Raw genomic sequence first — 18239 nt, 5'->3', positions numbered from 1 at the left:
CATGACGAAGGCCGAACTGGTCGAGATCGTCTACGAGAAGGTGGGCGGGCTGTCGAAGAAGGAGTCGCAGGATATCGTGGAAGCGATTTTCGATACGATGAAGAACAGCCTGAAAACCGGGGAGAAAATAAAGATATCCGGTTTCGGCAACTTCATCCTGCGCGACAAGCGCCCGCGCAAGGGACGCAATCCGCAGACCGGAGACGACATACAGATCACGGCACGACGGGTCCTCACGTTCCGGCCCAGCCAGATCCTGAAAGCGCACATAAACGACCAGAAGTCCTGAAGCGACAGTCAGGGGCATGCGTGACGAGGCCCGCGATTCCGGACAAGTTTTACTTCAAAATCGGAGAGGTCAGCGAAATCCTCGGTGTAGAGCCTTATGTAGTGCGTTTCTGGGAATCGGAATTCCGCCTCACTCCCTCAAAAAACCGCTCGAAGCACCGCGTCTACAACAGGCAGGAGCTGGATACGCTTATCGAGATCAAGCGCCTTCTCTACGAAGAGAGGTTCACGATCGAAGGTGCGCGCAGGAAGTTAAAGGATGCGTTGAAGAGAAAGACGAAACAGCTCGATTTGGGACTGGAAGAGAAAAAGCGCGGCGCCCTGCTTCAACGCGTTAAGAAAGACCTCGTCAAGATCAGGGAGATACTGAAAAATTAAGCCCGTGCATCCTTCAATCCGTCCGCGAAAAGTCGAAACGCCCGGGGCGGAAAGGCGCCCGTGGGGGTCCTTCGCAGTGCTCGCCGACGAAAAAGATCACAAGGTGAAGCGGCTCGTCGTGCTGCCCGGCAAGCGGCTTAGCCTGCAGAGACACAGGTTCCGCACGGAGCATTGGCACGTGCTTTTCGGTGAAGGCACGGTGACGAAGGGGAAGAAGGAAATCCGCGTAGAGCCGGGCGTATCCGTCGACATACCGGCGGGGACGTTTCACCGCGTAATGAATACCGGAACCGGCGACCTGGTCATAATAGAGGTGCAGCGGGGGGAATACTTCGGCGAGGACGACATCGAGCGGATCGAGGACGATTTCGGCCGGGCATGATGTTAACATTATTGATGAGCAGATTGGGCGTGACATATCCGGTATGGACAGGTAATATGCTTTCCCTGGGTCGGGGCGTAGCGCAGCCTGGTAGCGCACTTGCATGGGGTGCAAGGGGTCGCTGGTTCAAGTCCAGTCGCCCCGACCATTTTACATTCCCTTAACACGATCCCCCGGTCTTGAAACGAATTCAGCCCATAATCCTTGTGTGCAACGACGACGGAGTAAGGTCGGAGGGCATCGCCGCGCTCGCGGATGCTCTGCGCTCCATCGGAACCGTCTACGTAGTCGCACCCGACCGGGAGAGAAGCGCCGCAAGCCATGCATTGACGCTGGCGCACCCCCTTCGTATCGAAAAACTGGAAAACCGCGTTTTCGCAGTGGACGGAACTCCCACCGATTGCGTGAACCTCGGCGTGAACCGGATCCTTCGACAAAAAAAGATCGCGCTCGTGGCCTCCGGCATAAACAAGGGGGCGAACATGGGGGACGACATAACGTATTCCGGGACGGTGTCAGCAGCGATGGAGGGTACTCTCCTGGGAATCCCGTCGATCGCCGTGTCGCTTGCCGCCCGCAGCAGGTTCCGTTTCGCGGAGGCCGCCGATTTCGCGCTTCGAGTCGCGCGAAAAGTGCTGCGTCACGGGCTTCCGAAGGACACCTTCCTGAACGTCAACCTGCCCAATGTGCCGGCCGCCGAGGTTCGAGGGATTCGGATCACCCGCCAGGGAAAGCGGATCTACGGCAATTCCATCGTCGAGAAGAAAGACCCGCGGGGGAGAAAATATTACTGGATCGGCGGCGACATACCGGACCGGGAAGACATTCCGGGCTCCGACCTCGAGGCCGTGGAGAAAAATTGCATCTCGGTTACGCCGATCCACCTCGATCTCACCAACTACGCTTCCATGCGCGCGCTTCGCCGCTGGAAATGGTGAACGACCGGTTCTACGCGATCAGGCGGCGCATGGTTGCGGAGCAGATCCGCTCCCGGGGTATCCATGACGAGCGTCTCCTCGACGCCTTGATGGAAATCCCCCGTCACTTCTTCGTGCCGCCGCACCTGTCCGAGCGTGCCTACGACGACGGGCCGCTTCCAATAGGTGAAGGGCAGACGATCTCCCAGCCGTACATCGTCGCGGAAATGACCAGGGCCCTCTCCCTGTCGGGCGAAGAGAAGGTGCTGGAAATCGGCACCGGTTCCGGCTACCAGACAGCCGTATTATGCCGGCTTGCGAAGGAAGTGGTCACAATGGAGAGGATAGGCTCCCTTCAGGAGACCGCTGAAAAAGTCCTCAAGGAACTTGGAATCGGGAACATCCGCTTCCTGGCCGGAGACGGCACCATGGGATGTCCCGGGGAGGCTCCGTTCGACAGGATTCTCGTCACGGCGGCCGCACCACGCGTCCCGGAGCCGCTGTTCGAACAACTTGCGGATGGCGGCATTGCGGTTATTCCCATCGGGGGACGGTGGGAGCAGGATCTGATACGTGTGACCAAGGACTCGGGCAAGGCCAGGAAGGAATTCCTCGGAGGGTGCCGGTTCGTCCCGCTCATCGGCAGGTTCGGATTTCCGGAATGAGTCGGCTGATATTGCCGCTGTTGGTTTTCGCCGTCGTGCTGAACGGGTGCGCGGCGGTGACGGGACTCCGCAGCCCCGGAGAATCCGTCGATGCCGCCCTGCGGCGGTTCCGGCGCCCCGTGGACGGAAGGATCGTCTCCGGCTTCGGAGGCCGGGGAGACCGGCAGCATAAAGGCGTCGACATGTCCGCGCCGGAAGGCACGCCGGTCTGCGCGGCTGAATCCGGATTCGTCTTCTACGCCGGGGACAAGTGGAAGGGATACGGGAATGCGGTCGCTCTCGACCACGGAGGAACGATCACATCGCTTTACGGACATTTACGGGAAATTCATGTAAAATCCGGTGATGCGGTGCCGGCCGGAGCCATGATCGGGACCGTGGGAAAAACCGGGAACGCCACCACTCCACACCTTCATTTCGAAATCAGGGTTGGTGATGGCGCAGTGGACCCCCGGGAATACATCAAGGAGTTGGAACCGACTCGATGAGGGAACTAAAAAAAAGGATACGGAACATTCCCGATTTTCCGAAGAAGGGGATCCAGTTCAAGGACATAACGACGCTTCTGTCCGACTCTTCCTCGTTTCAGCGCGCGATCGACCTCATGGCGCACAGGCATTTCAATGCGGGGATCGATGCGGTCGTCGGAGTGGAGGCGAGGGGTTTCATCATGGGCGCCGCGCTGGCGTACAAGCTGGGAACGGGAGTCCTCCTGGTGAGAAAGCCCGGAAAACTTCCTTATCGCACCGTGTCCGCGGCCTACGACCTCGAATACGGGAAGGACCGGCTGGAGATCCACGAAGACGCCATTCGTCCCGGAATGCGGGTGATCGTGGCGGACGACGTGCTCGCGACGGGCGGAACGATGGCGGCCGTGACCGGGTTGCTGGACAAGCTGGGGGCGGAAATTGTGGAATGCTGTTTCCTTGCCGAGTTGACGGATCTGAAAGGAAGGGAAAAGCTGAAAGGACGGAAGGTGTTTTCCCTGCTGAAGTTCAACGGGTAGGGAAACGGGTCGTTGGAGCCGAAACACGCCCCCGTAGCTCAGGCGGATAGAGCAGCGGTTTCCTAAACCGTTTGCCGGGTGTTCGAGTCACCCCGGGGGCGCCATCTTCCTCTGTTCTTTTCCGAGGAACCTCTCGATGTCCTTGCGGCGAAAACGCCACTGGTTACCGCTCTTGAAACCCTTCAGGATGCCTTTGCGGGCCATGTCGTTCACCGCATCAGGACTCATGTCGAGGATGATCGCCAGGTCGCGGGTCTTGAGAATGCTGGGAAACGCGTCCAAACGGTGAATTTCTCCTGCGGATTGAATTAGGTAATAAATAACATAATGTTATAAATATGTAAACAGGACAGATAGCCATAATAAATATTCGTTTTATCCGTACGGTGAAATACGGTTTCCATTCGGGAATACGAAAAGGCCTATGAGGATTTTTCTCTTTTCGCTCGCGGGCATACCCTTGCTGGTCGTATTCGGGATTCTTCTTTACGGTTTCCCGGCGCAGGCGGCCGGCATGTACACAAGAGAGGAAGGCTGGATACTTGCCGGCGGAGCGGCGCTGTATCTTGCTGCGCATTTTTTCATACGGAAACCCGAAAGGATGTACCTCTGGAGCCACGAGTTCTCCCACCTTCTCGCGGCGAAACTTTTTTTCCGAAAGGTCCATTCGTTTCACATCACGTCCCGCGACGGCGGAAAAGTCGTGATCGATCGGACGAACTTTGCGATCGATCTTGCGCCTTATGTTTTTCCCCTGTACAGCATCGCAGCCGCGTGCGCCGCGTTGATCCTCCGTTCCGCTTCGCCGTGGGTGCCTGACGTTTACCTTGCGACGGCCTCCTTCCTTTTTTCGATGCACCTGGTTTTTTCCGTGGAAGGGTTTTTCAGGGGACAGCCGGATGTGAAACGAAGCGGCCGCCTGTTCTCGGGGGCCGTGGTATTTCTGTTCCTGTTGTTGTGGATTCCCTGCCTTCTTGCGCCCGGTACCGCCGCGGGCTGGAAGGGAGCCGCTTCGGTCTACAGGAAATGGATGTACGCATCGGGTAACGACGCGCGGAAGCTACTTCTTTACGCCCGTTCCCTTTTTTAATCCGCCGACGATCCTTTCGAATTCGGAGGAAAGCCCTCGTACGCCTTCCGCCACGAACGTCGCTCGCACCGTGCCCGCCGCGTCCACCAGCACGGCCGTGGGCGTCTTTTCTATTCCGTACGGATCCGATGCGATGAACAGATCGCCGCGTATATCGTCGTAAAGAACCGGGTAGGATACGCCCGATTCACGGACGAACGACTGAACGGCATTGGAAAAACGTTTTCCATCGAGGTTCACGCTGACGATCCGGACGGAAGACCCGTATCGGCGGGCGATATCGTTCAGGGAAGGAGTCAATTCCCGGCAGAGCGGGCAGAACGCGGACCAGAAGACGACCAGCGAGGGTTTCCCGCCTTCGGGACGGTATGCGACGCGTTTTCCCTTGAGATCGGAAAGGGTGAAAGCGGGGGCTTTTTCTCCCGAACGGATGAGAGGCCTCAAGGAGGCCGGTTCGCCCGCACGGCTTGCGCCCGCCGATGCGACGGCAACCAGAAACACGGCGGCGAGAAACGGGGCGGATATCCGCGCCGGAAAAGGCGCCACGCCTATTTTCCCAAACGGATGGCCGTGATCACGTCGGCTATCTTTTCCTGCGACGCCCAGTAATAGTTCGGTTCCGCGAACCTCACGACCCCTTTTTTGTCCAGGATGATGCTGGTCGGAAGCGCGTTAATGCAGAACGCGTTCCACGCTTCGAGGTTGCGGTCGACGAGGACCGGGAAATCGATCTTCCACTCCTTCAGCGTTTTGCGGATCCGCTCGATGTGGGCCTGTGAGATGTTCTGGCTTTCCTGGTTGATCGCGACGACGACGATATCCGGGCTCGTCTTGTAGACCCCCTGGAGGAACGTGAGCTCCTCTTCGCATCGGGGGCACCACGAAGCCCAGAAGGCGAGAAGCACTATCTTTCCGCGCAACGAGGAAAGCGAAAGCGTCCCCCCTTCGAGTTTCGGCAGGCTGATGTCGGGAACGTTCTTTCCCACCTCCACGCAGAGGGCCTGTGCGGGCACGGCGAAAAAGGCAAGAACGAGGGTGCAGGCGAGAGACGCCGCGATTCGTTTCATGATCGTTCGGTTTCCTTTCCTGGCGATGGATGGCATCTGAAGCAGATGCTACGGAAATCAGGCGCGGGAAGATAGTCGTTTTTCGCAAGCGCTTCCGCCGGGATGTAGCGATGGTCGTGGACGGTGGTTTCCCCGTTCACGGTTCGCGCCGGGGGATGGCAGGACAGGCAAGCGGCGCCGCCCATGGCTTTCGACGAATGTTCCCGGGGAAGCGGAACGATCGTGCCGTCGTGGCAGGAGAGGCAGAATTCCTGCGCGGTCATCGTCTTCGTTCCGTTTCCGGACGCCTCCGTTCTCCCGACCCGGAAATTCCGGCAGAGGTCGCAGGTTTCACCTTCCATGAGAAGCATCCGTGACCGCCAGAAGAGATACTGCGAGTGGCGGTCCGTGTAACTTCCGTCTCCCTTGAACGACCTGTCGTCCTGGCCGGGCCTGGGGGTCAATCCCTGGAAGTACTGCCGCAGATCCGCTCCCGGGACGAACCCGACGGGATAGCTGAATTCCCCCGTCATGTCGTGTCCGGCCGTGTGGCAGGATTCGCATATCATGGCGCGGCGCGCCTCGGGGATCTTGCCGGGATGAACGATGTCCCCGGAATTTCCCGTTGCGGCGTGGCGTTTACCCGGACCGTGGCACGCCTCGCAGGATATCCCTTTCTCCGCGAACGTGCCGAGATTGGGATCGAAACCGGTGGTATGGCATCCTGCGCACGACTTCAACCAGTTCATCTCACGCCAGTATTTCAGATTCCACTGTTTCGAGCGCACAAGCCAGATCGGGGTGCGCACCACAAGATCGTTCCCCTTGCGGCTGATGAACCGCTGCACGTTCCGGCTTCCCAGCACGTAGGCGATTTCGGACGAGAGAAGGGGCGGCGAATCGGAAAATTTCGCGAGCACCGCATCCGGAGACAGGCGGGGATTCCGCATCATCCGCGCGTGCGGCGTCTTTTCCCACATGCGGAACTGTCCGGGATGGCAACCGGCGCATGCCCTTGCGCCCGCATATTTCGCGGGGTCCACGCGAACGACGTCTATCCGCTCCTTCATGTTACGGATGCTGTGGCAGGATTCGCAGAGCTCGCCGGCGGACGTCGGCATCCTCAGGAAATACGTGCGGTACTTGCCTGGGAGATACGGGAATGCGACGTCCCTCAACTTCTCGAACAGCGTCCTTCCCGTGTATAGCGTGTCTCCGTGGGCGGGAGCGTGGGGAGCGTGGCACGTGATGCACGTCATGGCGCCGTCGATATCGAGCGGAAGCGCCTTGCCTCGCTCTCGCCCCGGAGCGATTTCGACCGGATGGTATGTATGCATCGGATGGCAGGAAACGCACAGGCTGTAGATGTCCTTCCGGAAATTCATCGTGGCATAAGGCCTGCCGGGTTCCGGGCGGGCTTCCATGTGGCAATCCGCGCAATGCGCGGGGTCCTTCATGAAAGCGTGCGGGTTCGCGGATGCGGCGCCGGTGCGCCACCACGAGAACGCGGCGTAAATGGCCGCATACGCCGCAAGGGCGGCAACAAGCGGCAGGGCTTTCTTGATCACGCGGTTCCCTTGTCGAAGGCAAGTGAAGCTTCCCTGAGACGTAAGATCGTTTCCGCGGTTTTGTCGAGAACCGACCTTTCCTCCGGAGGAAGCGGGATCAGGAGGAACTTGGATCGAAGATCGTGCGCAAGGGAATCCGCCGAATCGGCAAGCTCCTGAACGGCGGCGATGCGGTCCCGGTTCGCCTGAAGCGCAGCCCGGTAAGATTCCCCCATTGCATAAAGCAGATCCCCGCGGCGAAAATGGAAATCGGCGGCGAAATTCCCCGACTCGAGGCGGGCGAACAGGATGTTGAACTTGTATATCGGTCCGCCGAGGCGGTGCGATTCCCTGAGCGCGAGATACAGGATTGCTGCGATCGTCAGGAAGAAGGAGATCCCGCCGCTGATCAGCACCGCGGGTAAAAGGATCTGCCAGGTGTTGCGGATCCGCAGATGGACGCTGTAAAAATTGCGGGCGATTTCCTCGTCAGCAAGGTAATAAAGGAGGACGCAAAGGAGCAGGGTCCCCGCGGCGCAGATGGAGCCGGCCTTCAACAGGAACGGTCCCTGAGTTCGAATATCGATCAGGTATTTTCTGCGGTTCGCGCTGCCCATCGACGCCTCCGGGAACGGACGATCGGATATTTGCAGGATTTTTTCCTGCCTTCTTAAACTTTTCGGCCGTTTTGGCGTAAAATTTACCAGAATGTAATGGAGAATCGCCAAACGTGAAGAACCCGGTCTGGAAAAAACTTTCGGCGCCCGGTCGAAAAAGCGACCTTCTCCTGGCGGTCGTCCTGATACTGATATTCATCTCGTTCGTATTTTCCGACCGTTCTTCGACTGAAACCGTAAAGCACATCATGACCGCATTCGGCTTCATCCTCATGTACCTGCGGTATCTGAAACCCGCCGATTATTCCGTCGATCTCCTTTCGGATGCATTGAAGGAGCACGGGGAGGAAATTCCATGCCGGAACGATCCTATGGGGCTCGCCGATTCGGTAAAGGACAAGATCGAGCAATTATCGGCTGAAGTCGCCCTTCTAAAGCAGGAACGCCAGCAGATGAAGGACCAGCGTCTTATCGAGCTGGCGAAGATGCACCAGGATCTGCTCACGCACCACCGGTGCACGAAGAAGATGCTCGGCTCTTTCCGGATGGAAGAGGTATTCGACGCACTGCAGAAAGGAATACGTGAAGGGCTCGGATTCCAGGGAGCGACGCTCGGGGTGGTAGACAGGGACGGATACCTTGCGTTTCACGAGGAATTCGATATCGCCACCGGTCCGTCGGTGGTCAAGGTTCCCGTATGGAGCGAGGAATCCCTGCTCGCGGGCGCTGTCTGGTCGGGGAACTCCATTCTTTCCGGGTCGCTCGCGGATAATCCGCATTGCCGCGAGGACGGGATCGTCGTCGGCGAGGGGGCGTTTTTCATTCTTCCCGTTTCCAGGAAGACCGGCGCGAGATGCTCGGAGGTGAAAAACTGCGGAAACGTCGATTGCACGGCGTACCTTTCCAGGAGCGGACGGTGCTGGGTGGAGCACTCCGCGGATTGCGTTTCCAACGCCTCCATCCCCGTTCCGGAACGGCGAAAAGCCTGCGCACTGTGCGAAATGTTTTCGCAGACGGCGGTGCTGGCGGTGCGCACGCGGGAGGAGTCGAGGAAGGTGTCGAGGGAAACGGTCGTCCCGATCGTCACACTCGCCAACGAGGCCTCCATGGCGCTCGAAGTGGTGGAGCTGCACGAAAACATGCGAAAGATGTCCATAACGGACGGATTGACCGGCCTCTACAATCACCGAGAGTTCTACCAGCAGCTTCGCCGGGAACTGGAGAGAGCGCGCCGGTACCGGCATTCCGTTTCCCTGCTGATTATCGACGTCGACGACTTCAAGAGGTTCAACGACAGCTTCGGCCATCTCGCTGGGGACCTTGCCCTTCGGAAGATATCCGACCTGCTCAGGAATTGCGCGCGGGCCACGGACATCGTCGCCCGTTACGGAGGGGAAGAATTCGCGGTCATCCTTCCGGAGTCGACATCCGCCGGGGCGCTCATGCTGGCGGAGCGCATCAAGACGGAAGTGGCCAGGCATGATTTCCTTCCCCAGGTGCCGGGAGAGGTGCATCTCACGGTAAGCATCGGAATATACACTGCGGAAGAGGGAGCGGCCACGGAAGACCAGCTCGTCCGGTACGCCGACGAGGCCGCCTACAGCGCGAAGAGCGCCGGGAAAAACCGCGTGGTCGTCAAGGCCCATGTTTGACAGGGAGGAACTGGAGCGGCTGGAATCGGAGCGTCTCGCGACGTATGCCGTGAAAAGCGGCCTGTCGCGAGGCAGGAAGCATGCGGAGCAGGAAGATCCGTTCAGGTCCGTCTTCCAGAGGGATCGCGACCGGGTTATCCATTCCGCGGCCTTCCGCCGTCTCGAATACAAGACACAGGTATTCGTTAACCACGAAGGCGACCACTACCGCACGCGCCTGACGCACACGATCGAAGTTTCGCAGATCGCCCGCTCCGTTTCACGCGCGCTTCGTCTCAACGAGGACCTGACGGAAGCGATCGTGCTGGCGCACGACCTTGGGCATACCCCTTTCGGGCACGCCGGAGAGCGTGTCATGGACGCCCTGATGGAAGGGGAGGGCGGATTCGAACACAACCTGCAGAGCCTGCGTGTCGTCGACGTTCTGGAAAAGAGGTATCCGCATTTCGACGGCCTGAACCTGACGTACGAGGTTCGCGAAGGCATCTGCAAGCACAGTTCGGAATACGACAATCCGCCTCCGGTCCCGGGTTTCGAATCGCCGGGGTTTCCATGCCTCGAAGCCCAGGTCGCCGATATCTCCGACGAGATCGCATATTGCAACCACGACGTGGAAGACGGGTTGCGGTCGGGGATGTTGACGCCTGCCTCCCTGGAATCGGTGGAGTTGTGGCGGGAAGCGGTTGCGGCCGTCAGGGAACATGAAGCGATGGATGAAGAAATATTGTGGTCCCGCTCGATATCGCAAATGATATCCATGCTCACACAAAACCTGATCAGAACGAGTTTCGGTCTACTGGAGAAGAACGGCATCAGGACGCCCGACGACGGCCGAAATTGCAGGAGCCGCTGCCTCGCATTCGACGCTCGATTCTCGGCCAGGAAAGCCGAGTTGAAGGGCTTTCTCCTCAAGGAGATGTACGGAAATTACCGCGTGATCAGGATGGAGCAGAAGGCGCGCCGCGTCATCGGAGACCTGTTCCGCTCCTATTGCGAGCGGCCCGAGCAGTTGCCGCCGCACATATATTCACGCGTGAAATCGGACGGGGTGCGAAGGGTGGCGTGCGATTACATCGCGGGGATGACCGACCGCTACGCCATGGAAGAATACCGGAAACTCTTCGATCCTCTCGTGAGGGTTTGAGCAGGCAATGAATGAAATAAACGACCGCAACGGCCGTTTCAAGAAGGCCGTAGAGAGAAATTTCGACGAAAGCGCGGGGATTTACGATTCCTTCGAGGAAAGGCACAACCTCTTCGAAAGCCTTTCGCGCCGTCTCTGTGAACTGATCGAGCCCGACGTTCCCGAACGGATCCTTGACGTCGGATGCGGAACCGGCATCTCCACGATTGCGCTTTACAAGTCTTTTCCGCGGCCGCCCGTCGTTTATGCCATCGATATATCGGAGCCCATGCTTCTGAGGGCCCGGGAGCGTTGCAAGGGGCTCCCGGGAATATATTTCGTGCGCGGCGATGCTGAACGTCTTTCGAATTACTTCCACGAGAATTTCGACGCCGTTTTTTACACCGCTTCGATATTTTTGCTTCCGAAGTACGCCGATTCGATAAGACAGGCTTGCAGCCTTATCGTGCCGGGAGGTGTAATAGCGATCAGTTTCTATGCTGGATTGTTCGACGAACGCCAGGAGGAAACCGTATCACGCGTTTTCCCGGATATGAAATACCAGTACGGCGCGGTTTCCTTTCCGGATCTCCTGGATTGCCTTTCATCGCAGCCGGATTTCAGGACCACGGAAGTCGATTACCACTTCGAAGTCGGCCGGGAATTCCTTTTCGATTTCCTGAGCATCCCGGCCCAATCCGCCGGCCTTTTTCCGAAGATTCCATACCTGCAAAGAATACCGATGGTGCGCGATTTCTGCGACCGCCTTGCGGAGCAGGTGAGTCCGCTTTTCATGGGATGGAAGTTCGTGATATCCCGGAAGCGGTAGAATTTTTTCGACTCTCCCCAATTTGACATAATATACATTACCAGACATTGTGTTTGCGCCGGCTACGGCGCACCTTGCGCCCACGATGTCGGGGCTCGACTTGGCATCAACCGGGGTCCCGGCGTCTGGAATTGCGCTGGAATATCGATTCATGCGCGGCCGCAATTTCTTGACACGTTCTAAAGGTTATGCGAATGTTGCCCGATACGTACAAAGAAACATATTCGACTACATTCAACGGGAGGTATTTTTGAAACGGTCGCCACGGATGTTCCTGTCGCTCGCAATCACTCTCCTGATCGCGGCGCCGCTTGCCGCCGTAGCGGAAGAAATTCCTCGTTATGCCTACGACAAGCATTCTTTTGAATTGGGAGCCGAAATTTCTCACAGGAACTACCGTGAGCCCGGTGTGATGCGCGACAAGGGATGGATGTACGGTTTTAACGGCTCATATGCATACCACGACAGGAAGATGCTGAAATTCGAGGGAATCGCCAATTTCGGCGAAGTAGATTACAGCGGATCGTATTCCGACGGAACACCCGTGAACCTGTACGGCATCCCCGACTACATGCTGGAGGCCAGGGGATTGATCGGATACGATTTTCCGGTCTGGAAAACCACCGTTCTCACGTATTTCGCCGGAATCGGGTATCGATACCTGAACGACGACAGCCATGCTTTTGTCGGCGGTTATAAAAGGGAAGCAAACTATTTCTACAGCCCCGTAGGCTTTACGCTGATGACCAACCTGGGAAACGACTGGTCTGTCGGGGAGACGGCCGAATTGGATATTTTCTGGCGGGGGGAGCAGAAAAGCTACCTTAGCAACGCCTCACCCGATCTACCGGACGTTTCAAATTCACAGCATGACGGGTACGGAATGAGAGGCAGCGTTTCGGTCGAGAAGAAACTATCGAGGATCTCCCTGAAAGGCACCGCATTCATCAGATATTGGCATATCAAGGATTCGGACAATGAAATCCGGGAAATCAGCGGGGTGACCTACAGATTGTGGGAACCTAAAAACACTTCCACGGAAGTAGGTTTTGTTCTGGGGTTCAAGTATTAGTTAAACTTCCCACATCCTCTCTTCGAAATCCTCGCCGGGGAGCTCGGCCGTGAAGGTGCCGTACATAGGCCAACGCTCCCCTATCAATCCCAGCCCTGAAAGCGTAATGAAGAATTCGATCTTTTCGTCTCCGTCCGAGCGAAGCAGGAGGAACGGTATTCCCAGCTCGAGGACCTTCTGGAAAGCTGCGGTGATGGTTTCCGGCCGGAGTCCGGTAACCTTTTCCTTTTCCGCCGGGACTTCCTCGATCGTTCCGGCAGACAGGCCAAGCGTAAAATCGGACGGTCCGACGACCAGCGATATTTTCCTGTCTTTCTTCGGGAACAGGAATTCGACCTCGATCGGCGACTCGGATTCGAGCGCGGAAGGGATGAAATCGGCCCGGAAATAAAGGCTGGTCTTGTCGAAACCGTAATACAGGCAGGCGAGGATCCCGTGGCCGGCCCTGTGCATGGCGCCGAAGCCCGGATTGGGAACGTAACGCGTGGCCCCGCTCCACTCGAAGTAGGAGTCGATGATTCCGTTGATCCGCGGTTGCAGGTAAGTCATTGGGCTTTGCAGGTAGCTGGTTTTCGCCGGAAGCCTCTCCGCGTGGATGATGGGAATGTCGAGCGCGTCGGGAGAGGTCTCCCCCATCTCGCGGTATGCCGCTTTCAGATGGTTCCGGAAGAGCCGGTCGAATTCGGGTCCGTGCGGAGTGAAGTGCTCGTCTCCGTACCACCAGCACCAATCCGACCCTTCCGCTACGAAAAGGTGCTCCCGCGCTTTCGCCAACTGCGGCGTAAGTTCACGGCCGGAGCGCCGGTACGGCTCCTGCCGGATTTCCCACAACGCCCTTGCGCGCGCCAGCAATTCCCAGGCTTTCCGGTCTTCCTCGTGGCCGATCCATATATTGAACGTCCCGTCGATCCAGGATCCCGTCGGAATGTGGTGAAGATCGTCTATGTTATCGGTTCCTTGCATCGCTTCATTAAAGGTGATGCATTTGACCTCCGGAGCCATCTTCCCGAGCCGGTCCATGAGAGTCCGCAGGAAAAGGCGCCCCGAGTCGTAATAATATTCCCAGGCATTTTCGCCGTCCAGGATCACCGGGATCGTGTATGCATCCCTTCTTTTATCCGATGGGAGGGTTGCGAGTTTGCGGCAGATCGACTGGATCTTCCGAACGAAATCTCCCACCGCTTCGTAAGACCCCCAGCGCGAATACTCGAATCCGATAAGATCGGAAAGCCGGTGGTCGCGGAAGAAAAGCTGCAGGGGGCCGGCGGGCGTGTTCGCACGGTACGGACGGTACAGCCATTCGGGTTCCGCAGGTATGCCTTCATGGTCCCTGTGTATGGCTTTCTTCAAGGATTTCGCGAGGAGCCCCTCGTCGGTGGCGGCCCATCGGAAACCCGCGCGGGCGGCGAGCTCCAGCGCGGCCGGACTTATAGACCCTTCCGAAGGCCACAACCCTGCCGGGTACCCTCCGAACATCGACCGGAATGCTTCACGTCCTTCTTTCAACTGTCCCAAGGCATCTTCGGGATAGGCGAACGGCAATTTGGGAAGCGGAGCGTCAGGCCTTGCATCCCTCGCGGAATTCGTATCGATGACAAGCGGCAGGATCGGATGGTACATCGGCGTGGAGGACAGTTCTCCTCCGCTTTCTTCCGCGAGTTTGCGGTACTCGGGGATCACCGTGGACATGACCTCGATCTGCTTGTCGAGGACATACTCCTTTTCCCGCTCGGTGTATCCCCTTCCTTTCGCCCACAGCCTGGTGAGCTCCGCGTCCTCTTCCCGCAACATCGGATGGAACCACGTCAGGTTGAACAGCGTCATGAGATCGGTATATTCGGACGCCCCGAATCCTCCCGGCGCGCCCGGCTTCCTGACGGCCCGGCGCGCGTCTTCCTGGCGCTGGTACAGGTCGGCGTAACGGGGCTGCGGGAGGATCATCGTGGGAGGGAAGGCCGAAAAGAAATTTTTCAGCAGGAATTCCTCTTCCTCCCGGGAAAGGTCCAGTGCGTTCTTTCGCGATACGGAAAGGAAGATGTCCTCCGCCCCGTTCTCCACGTAATCGCGCAACTGCACGAGCAGGGACGGGACGAGGTTCATCGTGTGGTGGATGTCGGGGGATTGCCGGAAGATCCTGGGGAGCGCCACGTAGTCCTTTATCGCGTGGAGGCGGACCCATGGAAGGATATAGGTCCCGGTTTCCGGGTCCTTGTAATACGGCTGGTGCATGTGCCAGAGAAAGCAGACGTAGACTTTCATCCGGCGCCCGCTCCCCCCGGCCTATTCCGCCCGGGCAAGCTTGAGTTCGACGAACTCCTTGATCTGCGGATCGGCTGCTTCCGAAAGGATCTGGCGGTACAACGCGACCGCCTCCTGCTTTTTGCCGGCAAGCTCCGTCGACCGCGCCTGGCCGATCTGCGCCTGCGTCTTCAGCGCTCCCCCGGCCATCCCCGCGGCGTCCCGGTAGGCGGCCGCGGCTGCGGCATAATCTCCCTTGGCCTCCAGGGCATGCGCCAGCCCGGTTCCAAGGAGATACGGCATGATTTCCTTCGCCTTGCCCGTCCGGATCGCCGCGCGGTAATGCGCCTCGCTCAGGCTGTAATCGCCCCGCAGGAAAGCGATGCTTCCGAGGTAATACCGCGCATAGACGGCCGCAGCGGTCCCGGGATGCGAGTTGACGTGCGCGGTCAGGAACTGCTCCAGCCGCATCAATTTCTCCGCGTCTACAGCCTGGGGAGCCTGCAGGAATTCACGTGCGCGGTTGAGGTGCGGCCAAAGGGCGCGGGTAGCCTTGTTCTCCTCCCAGCGATAATACGCCTGGGCGCCGAAGACCCCCCCGACCGCGAGTAGAATGCCGAGTACGCCCGCCAGCACTTTCGTGCGGTTTTCCCTCGTCCATTCGACCGCGCGGCTGAACGCCGACAGGAATTCGTCGGGACTTTTAAGGTCCTTGCGGGTGTACTTTATTTTCTCCGCCATCCGATGTCCCCTTTATCTTTTTCCTTCCAGGAGTTCCAGCGCGTTTTTCTGCATTCGCCCGGCATCCGCCGCTGTGAGACCCGCGCCCCTGACGATCCTCAAGGCCGTTTCCCACGGGGTGAAGTCGCCCGGGGAATGCGAATCGGTATTGTACACCATGCGGGCTCCGTGTTTCGCCGCCAATCGTGCGACGTGTCCGTTCGTCAACGAGTGCCCGCGGCGTGCGGTGATCTCGAGCAGGACGCCGTTTTTCCCGGCCAGCACGACCTCTTTCTCCGTTATCAGCCCGGGATGGGCCAGGATGTCGGCTCCCGCCCGTATCGCGGCCAGGTTGGTCCCTTTCGGGACCGGCTCCACGATCGTTTCACCGTGCACGATCACGACCTTTGCGCCTTTCCGCCGAGCCAGTCCGACGAGAGGCGCGATCAGCCGGGGGGGCACGTGGGTTATCTCCACTCCGGGATATACCTTGGCGCCCACCTTCCCCTGGAGTTCGGCGCATACGAGCAGCATGCCGTTCAGCACATGTTCCATGTTGGATGGGTCCGCGTGGTCCGTGATGGCAAGATGGGTGTAACCCGCATGCAACGCCCTGGATACCACTTCGGACGGAATTAGCTCCCCGTCGCTGAAGGTGGAATGCATGTGAAGGTCTATCATTTCATCTCTCCCTGAAGTGGTGGCGGACGACGGACGCGGTCGCGCGCCGGATTTCTTCGGAGGACAGCCGCTCCATCTCCTGCACCTTGAGGATCCCCCCCCGTTTTTCGACGTGGTTCCGGAACAGGCTGATCGTGTTCCTTCCCAGCCCGATCCCGGCGCCTGTGCGCTCGATCGCCGCCAGCATGCAGCCCGCCCCGGAATCCCCCGCGTATTCGGAAACCGCCATCAACTCATCGAGCGAATCGGCCGCTTCCTCCCTGAAAAAGCCGACCACTCCGATGGGACGGGCGGCGACCGCATGCCAGACCGGCGAAGCGTACCGCATGCAGGGAAACGCGTAGAGCAGCAACGCGGTCTCCTCGCCGTCCCGTATCCGTCCGAATGCGCCGAGGGGGAAATCCCCGTCACGCCGCAGCGCGAAATAGGAGATTTCCGGCTCGAATTCGCGAAACGCGGCGAGCGCCTTGACACACGCTTCCAGATACGGAGGATCGGGAAAGAAATAGACGATGCGTTCGATCGATCCGTCGCCGTATTCGGATCGTTCCTCCCTGCGGGCGCGCAGGCGCGCAAGGTCTTCGAGGGAGACCAGCTCCCGCTCGGCCGGCATGGCCGGAAAAAGTACGCGGCGCATCCTCGCGAAAAGGTCCTCCTCCTCGAATGGCCTGCGAAGGAATCCGTCGAGTTCCGGCCGGAATCCGGCGATGCCCTCGTTCCGGTCGCCGAGATAAAAGACCGGGATGCCGTCCGTGTTCGGGTTGGCCCGGAGGATCCGGACAAGCCGGTCGGGCGGCAGGACACCCAGGGAAAGGTCGAGGATCAACATGTCGGGAAGGTTTTGAAGCACGACGGAAAGGGCCATGCCGCCGTCCTGCGCTTCGATGATTTCCAATCCTTTGCCTCGCAGGAAAACGGATAGAGACCGCCTCGAATCGCCGGAGGGATCGGCGACGAGGATTTTTTTCGCCGCAGCGGAAGCGCTCATCGCGGCGGCTCCCTAATGGGTTCCCAGGGACGGGTAGGTTTCCTGCAGCTTCTCCGTCATGGCATCCACCAGCCACTCATCCGCGGAATGAAATCCGCGCACTTCTTCACCTTGTACCGCAGCGAAAATTCCGTATGCCCCGTTTTCTCTCCGGTACAGGAGAAATTCATTTTCCTCGAGCGCTTCGTCGTCGATGTAAAAATGAGTCATGTTCCCGTCATCCGGAGGTGTTTCGCAGGACCTCCCCACGATCCGGATCGCGCATCGTTCCGGTCCGCCGGGATTGAAGGAGAGGCAGATCTGCTTGAAGATTTCAGGCCGTGGACCGGCGGCGATCACGATAGCCCTGGAGTCCCCTATGGCGCAAACATCCTGGGCGATGGCCTCCACCAGGCGAAGGTAGGCTCTCCTGTGCAGCGAAAATCGCCCGCTTCTCCCCTGTGCCGGGGACACATCCGCTCCGCTCGCAAGGAGGCGGCAGGCTTCCCAAAACGTTTTCCCTTCGAGACGAAGCCTGTGAAGCGGGCTTTCCCGCCTGCGCAGGAGCTTGTTTTCGGCCGATCTATACAGGTCCGCGAAGCTTTCCCCTTCCAAGGGCCAGGTGGCCGGAGCAAATACGGGATCGAGATCCAGCTTCCTGCCCGGAAACCGGAAGATCTCCATTTCCCGGACCGTCTTTCTCAATCGCCTGATCGCGAGCACCGAGCCGAAGCGGTCCGTCTCCGGCAGCACGACGCAGAAGCGGTCGTGTGCGAATCGGGCGATGAAGTCGGAACCTCGAAACGTTTTCCGGAGTTCCTCCACCATGCAAGCCAGCGTTTCCGGGGCCCGGTGGTCCCGCACGGTTTCCGGCGGGAATCCGCCTCCGTCGATCGCGAGGAACACGAGCGAGAGAGGACGGCGGAAGCGGACCGCCTTTCCCCGCTCCCTTTCGAAGGCTTCCGCAAGGTACGCCGCGGAATAGGCTCGGGATTCGGGATCCCGCACTGCCTGTATCCGT

At 58.9% G+C, this 18239-nt stretch carries 22 protein-coding genes and 2 tRNA genes; 14 read left to right on the top strand and 10 right to left on the bottom strand.

The features are described 5' to 3' along the window. Position 1 precedes the first annotated feature (1 nt). The 9 genes from HY896_05075 (at position 2) to HY896_05035 (ending at position 3740) form a co-directional block, all read left to right on the top strand. Positions 2-289, top strand: a complete 288-nt coding sequence (locus tag HY896_05075) for an integration host factor subunit alpha (GenBank protein ID MBI5575717.1) — start codon at positions 2-4, stop codon at positions 287-289. Positions 290-309: 20 nt separating this feature from the next. Beyond that, positions 310-666 carry a MerR family transcriptional regulator gene (locus HY896_05070; protein MBI5575716.1) on the top strand — a complete coding sequence of 119 codons (357 nt, stop codon included), beginning with the start codon at positions 310-312 and terminating at the stop codon, positions 664-666. A gap of 16 nt (positions 667-682) precedes the next feature. Continuing rightward, a complete protein-coding gene (locus HY896_05065; protein ID MBI5575715.1) occupies positions 683-1048 on the top strand; it encodes a phosphomannose isomerase type II C-terminal cupin domain in 366 nt (121 codons plus the stop codon). Between the two features lie 71 nt (positions 1049-1119). Then, a tRNA-Pro gene (locus HY896_05060) sits at positions 1120-1196 on the top strand. A gap of 31 nt (positions 1197-1227) precedes the next feature. Then, the gene (gene surE, locus HY896_05055) at positions 1228-1986 is read left to right on the top strand and encodes a 5'/3'-nucleotidase SurE (protein MBI5575714.1); all 759 of its coding nucleotides are present in this window, start codon (positions 1228-1230) and stop codon (positions 1984-1986) included. Beyond that, the gene (locus HY896_05050) at positions 1980-2630 is read left to right on the top strand and encodes a protein-L-isoaspartate(D-aspartate) O-methyltransferase (GenBank protein ID MBI5575713.1); all 651 of its coding nucleotides are present in this window, start codon (positions 1980-1982) and stop codon (positions 2628-2630) included. The genes surE and HY896_05050 overlap by 7 nt, the downstream gene beginning before the upstream one ends. Further along, positions 2627-3118, top strand: a complete 492-nt coding sequence (locus HY896_05045; protein MBI5575712.1) for a M23 family metallopeptidase — start codon at positions 2627-2629, stop codon at positions 3116-3118. Before HY896_05050 ends, HY896_05045 begins: the two co-directional genes overlap by 4 nt. Further along, a complete protein-coding gene (locus HY896_05040; GenBank protein ID MBI5575711.1) occupies positions 3115-3636 on the top strand; it encodes an adenine phosphoribosyltransferase in 522 nt (173 codons plus the stop codon). The genes HY896_05045 and HY896_05040 overlap by 4 nt, the downstream gene beginning before the upstream one ends. Positions 3637-3663: 27 nt before the next feature. After that, positions 3664-3740, top strand: a tRNA-Arg gene (locus HY896_05035). On the opposite strand, the gene HY896_05030 is transcribed toward HY896_05035, so the two are convergent. Beyond that, complete coding sequence (locus HY896_05030) at positions 3724-3918, bottom strand: helix-turn-helix domain-containing protein (protein MBI5575710.1); 195 nt, start codon at positions 3916-3918, stop codon at positions 3724-3726. The genes HY896_05035 and HY896_05030 overlap by 17 nt on opposite strands. A gap of 142 nt (positions 3919-4060) precedes the next feature. Here HY896_05030 and HY896_05025 point away from each other — a divergent pair, with 142 nt between their 5' ends. Further along, positions 4061-4726 carry a hypothetical protein gene (locus HY896_05025; GenBank protein ID MBI5575709.1) on the top strand — a complete coding sequence of 222 codons (666 nt, stop codon included), beginning with the start codon at positions 4061-4063 and terminating at the stop codon, positions 4724-4726. Here HY896_05025 and HY896_05020 read toward each other — a convergent pair. The 4 genes from HY896_05020 to HY896_05005 are packed head-to-tail and all read right to left on the bottom strand — an operon-like array spanning position 4697 to position 7936. Then, positions 4697-5272, bottom strand: coding sequence for a TlpA family protein disulfide reductase (locus HY896_05020; GenBank protein ID MBI5575708.1), 576 nt, complete (start codon positions 5270-5272; stop codon positions 4697-4699). The two genes, HY896_05025 and HY896_05020, sit on opposite strands and share 30 nt — an antisense overlap. 2 nt (positions 5273-5274) lie before the next feature. After that, entirely contained in the window at positions 5275-5793 is a 519-nt protein-coding gene (locus HY896_05015; protein ID MBI5575707.1) for a TlpA family protein disulfide reductase, read from the bottom strand. Beyond that, positions 5790-7340, bottom strand: a complete 1551-nt coding sequence (locus tag HY896_05010; GenBank protein MBI5575706.1) for a hypothetical protein — start codon at positions 7338-7340, stop codon at positions 5790-5792. Before HY896_05010 ends, HY896_05015 begins: the two co-directional genes overlap by 4 nt. Continuing rightward, the gene (locus tag HY896_05005; GenBank protein ID MBI5575705.1) at positions 7337-7936 is read right to left on the bottom strand and encodes a hypothetical protein; all 600 of its coding nucleotides are present in this window, start codon (positions 7934-7936) and stop codon (positions 7337-7339) included. Before HY896_05005 ends, HY896_05010 begins: the two co-directional genes overlap by 4 nt. 113 nt (positions 7937-8049) lie before the next feature. Between HY896_05005 and HY896_05000 the strand changes: the two genes are divergently transcribed. From HY896_05000 to HY896_04985, 4 genes are all read left to right on the top strand, one after another. Beyond that, a complete protein-coding gene (locus HY896_05000) occupies positions 8050-9588 on the top strand; it encodes a GGDEF domain-containing protein (protein ID MBI5575704.1) in 1539 nt (512 codons plus the stop codon). Next, positions 9581-10732 carry a deoxyguanosinetriphosphate triphosphohydrolase gene (locus HY896_04995; protein ID MBI5575703.1) on the top strand — a complete coding sequence of 384 codons (1152 nt, stop codon included), beginning with the start codon at positions 9581-9583 and terminating at the stop codon, positions 10730-10732. The genes HY896_05000 and HY896_04995 overlap by 8 nt, the downstream gene beginning before the upstream one ends. 7 nt (positions 10733-10739) lie before the next feature. Beyond that, entirely contained in the window at positions 10740-11540 is an 801-nt protein-coding gene (locus tag HY896_04990) for a methyltransferase domain-containing protein (protein MBI5575702.1), read from the top strand. A 250-nt stretch (positions 11541-11790) separates the two neighbouring features. Beyond that, positions 11791-12612 carry a hypothetical protein gene (locus HY896_04985; protein ID MBI5575701.1) on the top strand — a complete coding sequence of 274 codons (822 nt, stop codon included), beginning with the start codon at positions 11791-11793 and terminating at the stop codon, positions 12610-12612. On the opposite strand, the gene HY896_04980 is transcribed toward HY896_04985, so the two are convergent. Genes HY896_04980 through HY896_04960 form a run of 5 tightly spaced genes read right to left on the bottom strand, consistent with a single transcriptional unit; the run spans position 12613 to position 18226 of the window. After that, the gene (locus HY896_04980) at positions 12613-14871 is read right to left on the bottom strand and encodes a glycoside hydrolase (GenBank protein MBI5575700.1); all 2259 of its coding nucleotides are present in this window, start codon (positions 14869-14871) and stop codon (positions 12613-12615) included. Positions 14872-14892: 21 nt separating this feature from the next. Continuing rightward, positions 14893-15591, bottom strand: coding sequence for a tetratricopeptide repeat protein (locus tag HY896_04975; protein MBI5575699.1), 699 nt, complete (start codon positions 15589-15591; stop codon positions 14893-14895). 12 nt (positions 15592-15603) lie between these two features. Further along, the gene (locus HY896_04970; GenBank protein ID MBI5575698.1) at positions 15604-16251 is read right to left on the bottom strand and encodes a histidinol phosphate phosphatase domain-containing protein; all 648 of its coding nucleotides are present in this window, start codon (positions 16249-16251) and stop codon (positions 15604-15606) included. A gap of 1 nt (position 16252) precedes the next feature. Then, entirely contained in the window at positions 16253-17239 is a 987-nt protein-coding gene (locus HY896_04965) for a hypothetical protein (GenBank protein ID MBI5575697.1), read from the bottom strand. A gap of 12 nt (positions 17240-17251) precedes the next feature. After that, the gene (locus tag HY896_04960; GenBank protein MBI5575696.1) at positions 17252-18226 is read right to left on the bottom strand and encodes a diguanylate cyclase; all 975 of its coding nucleotides are present in this window, start codon (positions 18224-18226) and stop codon (positions 17252-17254) included. Positions 18227-18239 lie beyond the last annotated feature (13 nt).

This window comes from Deltaproteobacteria bacterium, assembly GCA_016218975.1.
GTDB lineage: Bacteria > Desulfobacterota > Deferrimicrobia > Deferrimicrobiales > Deferrimicrobiaceae > JAENIX01.
Note: the sequence above shows the minus strand (reverse complement) of the source record. Positions and strands in the feature narration are given on the sequence as shown.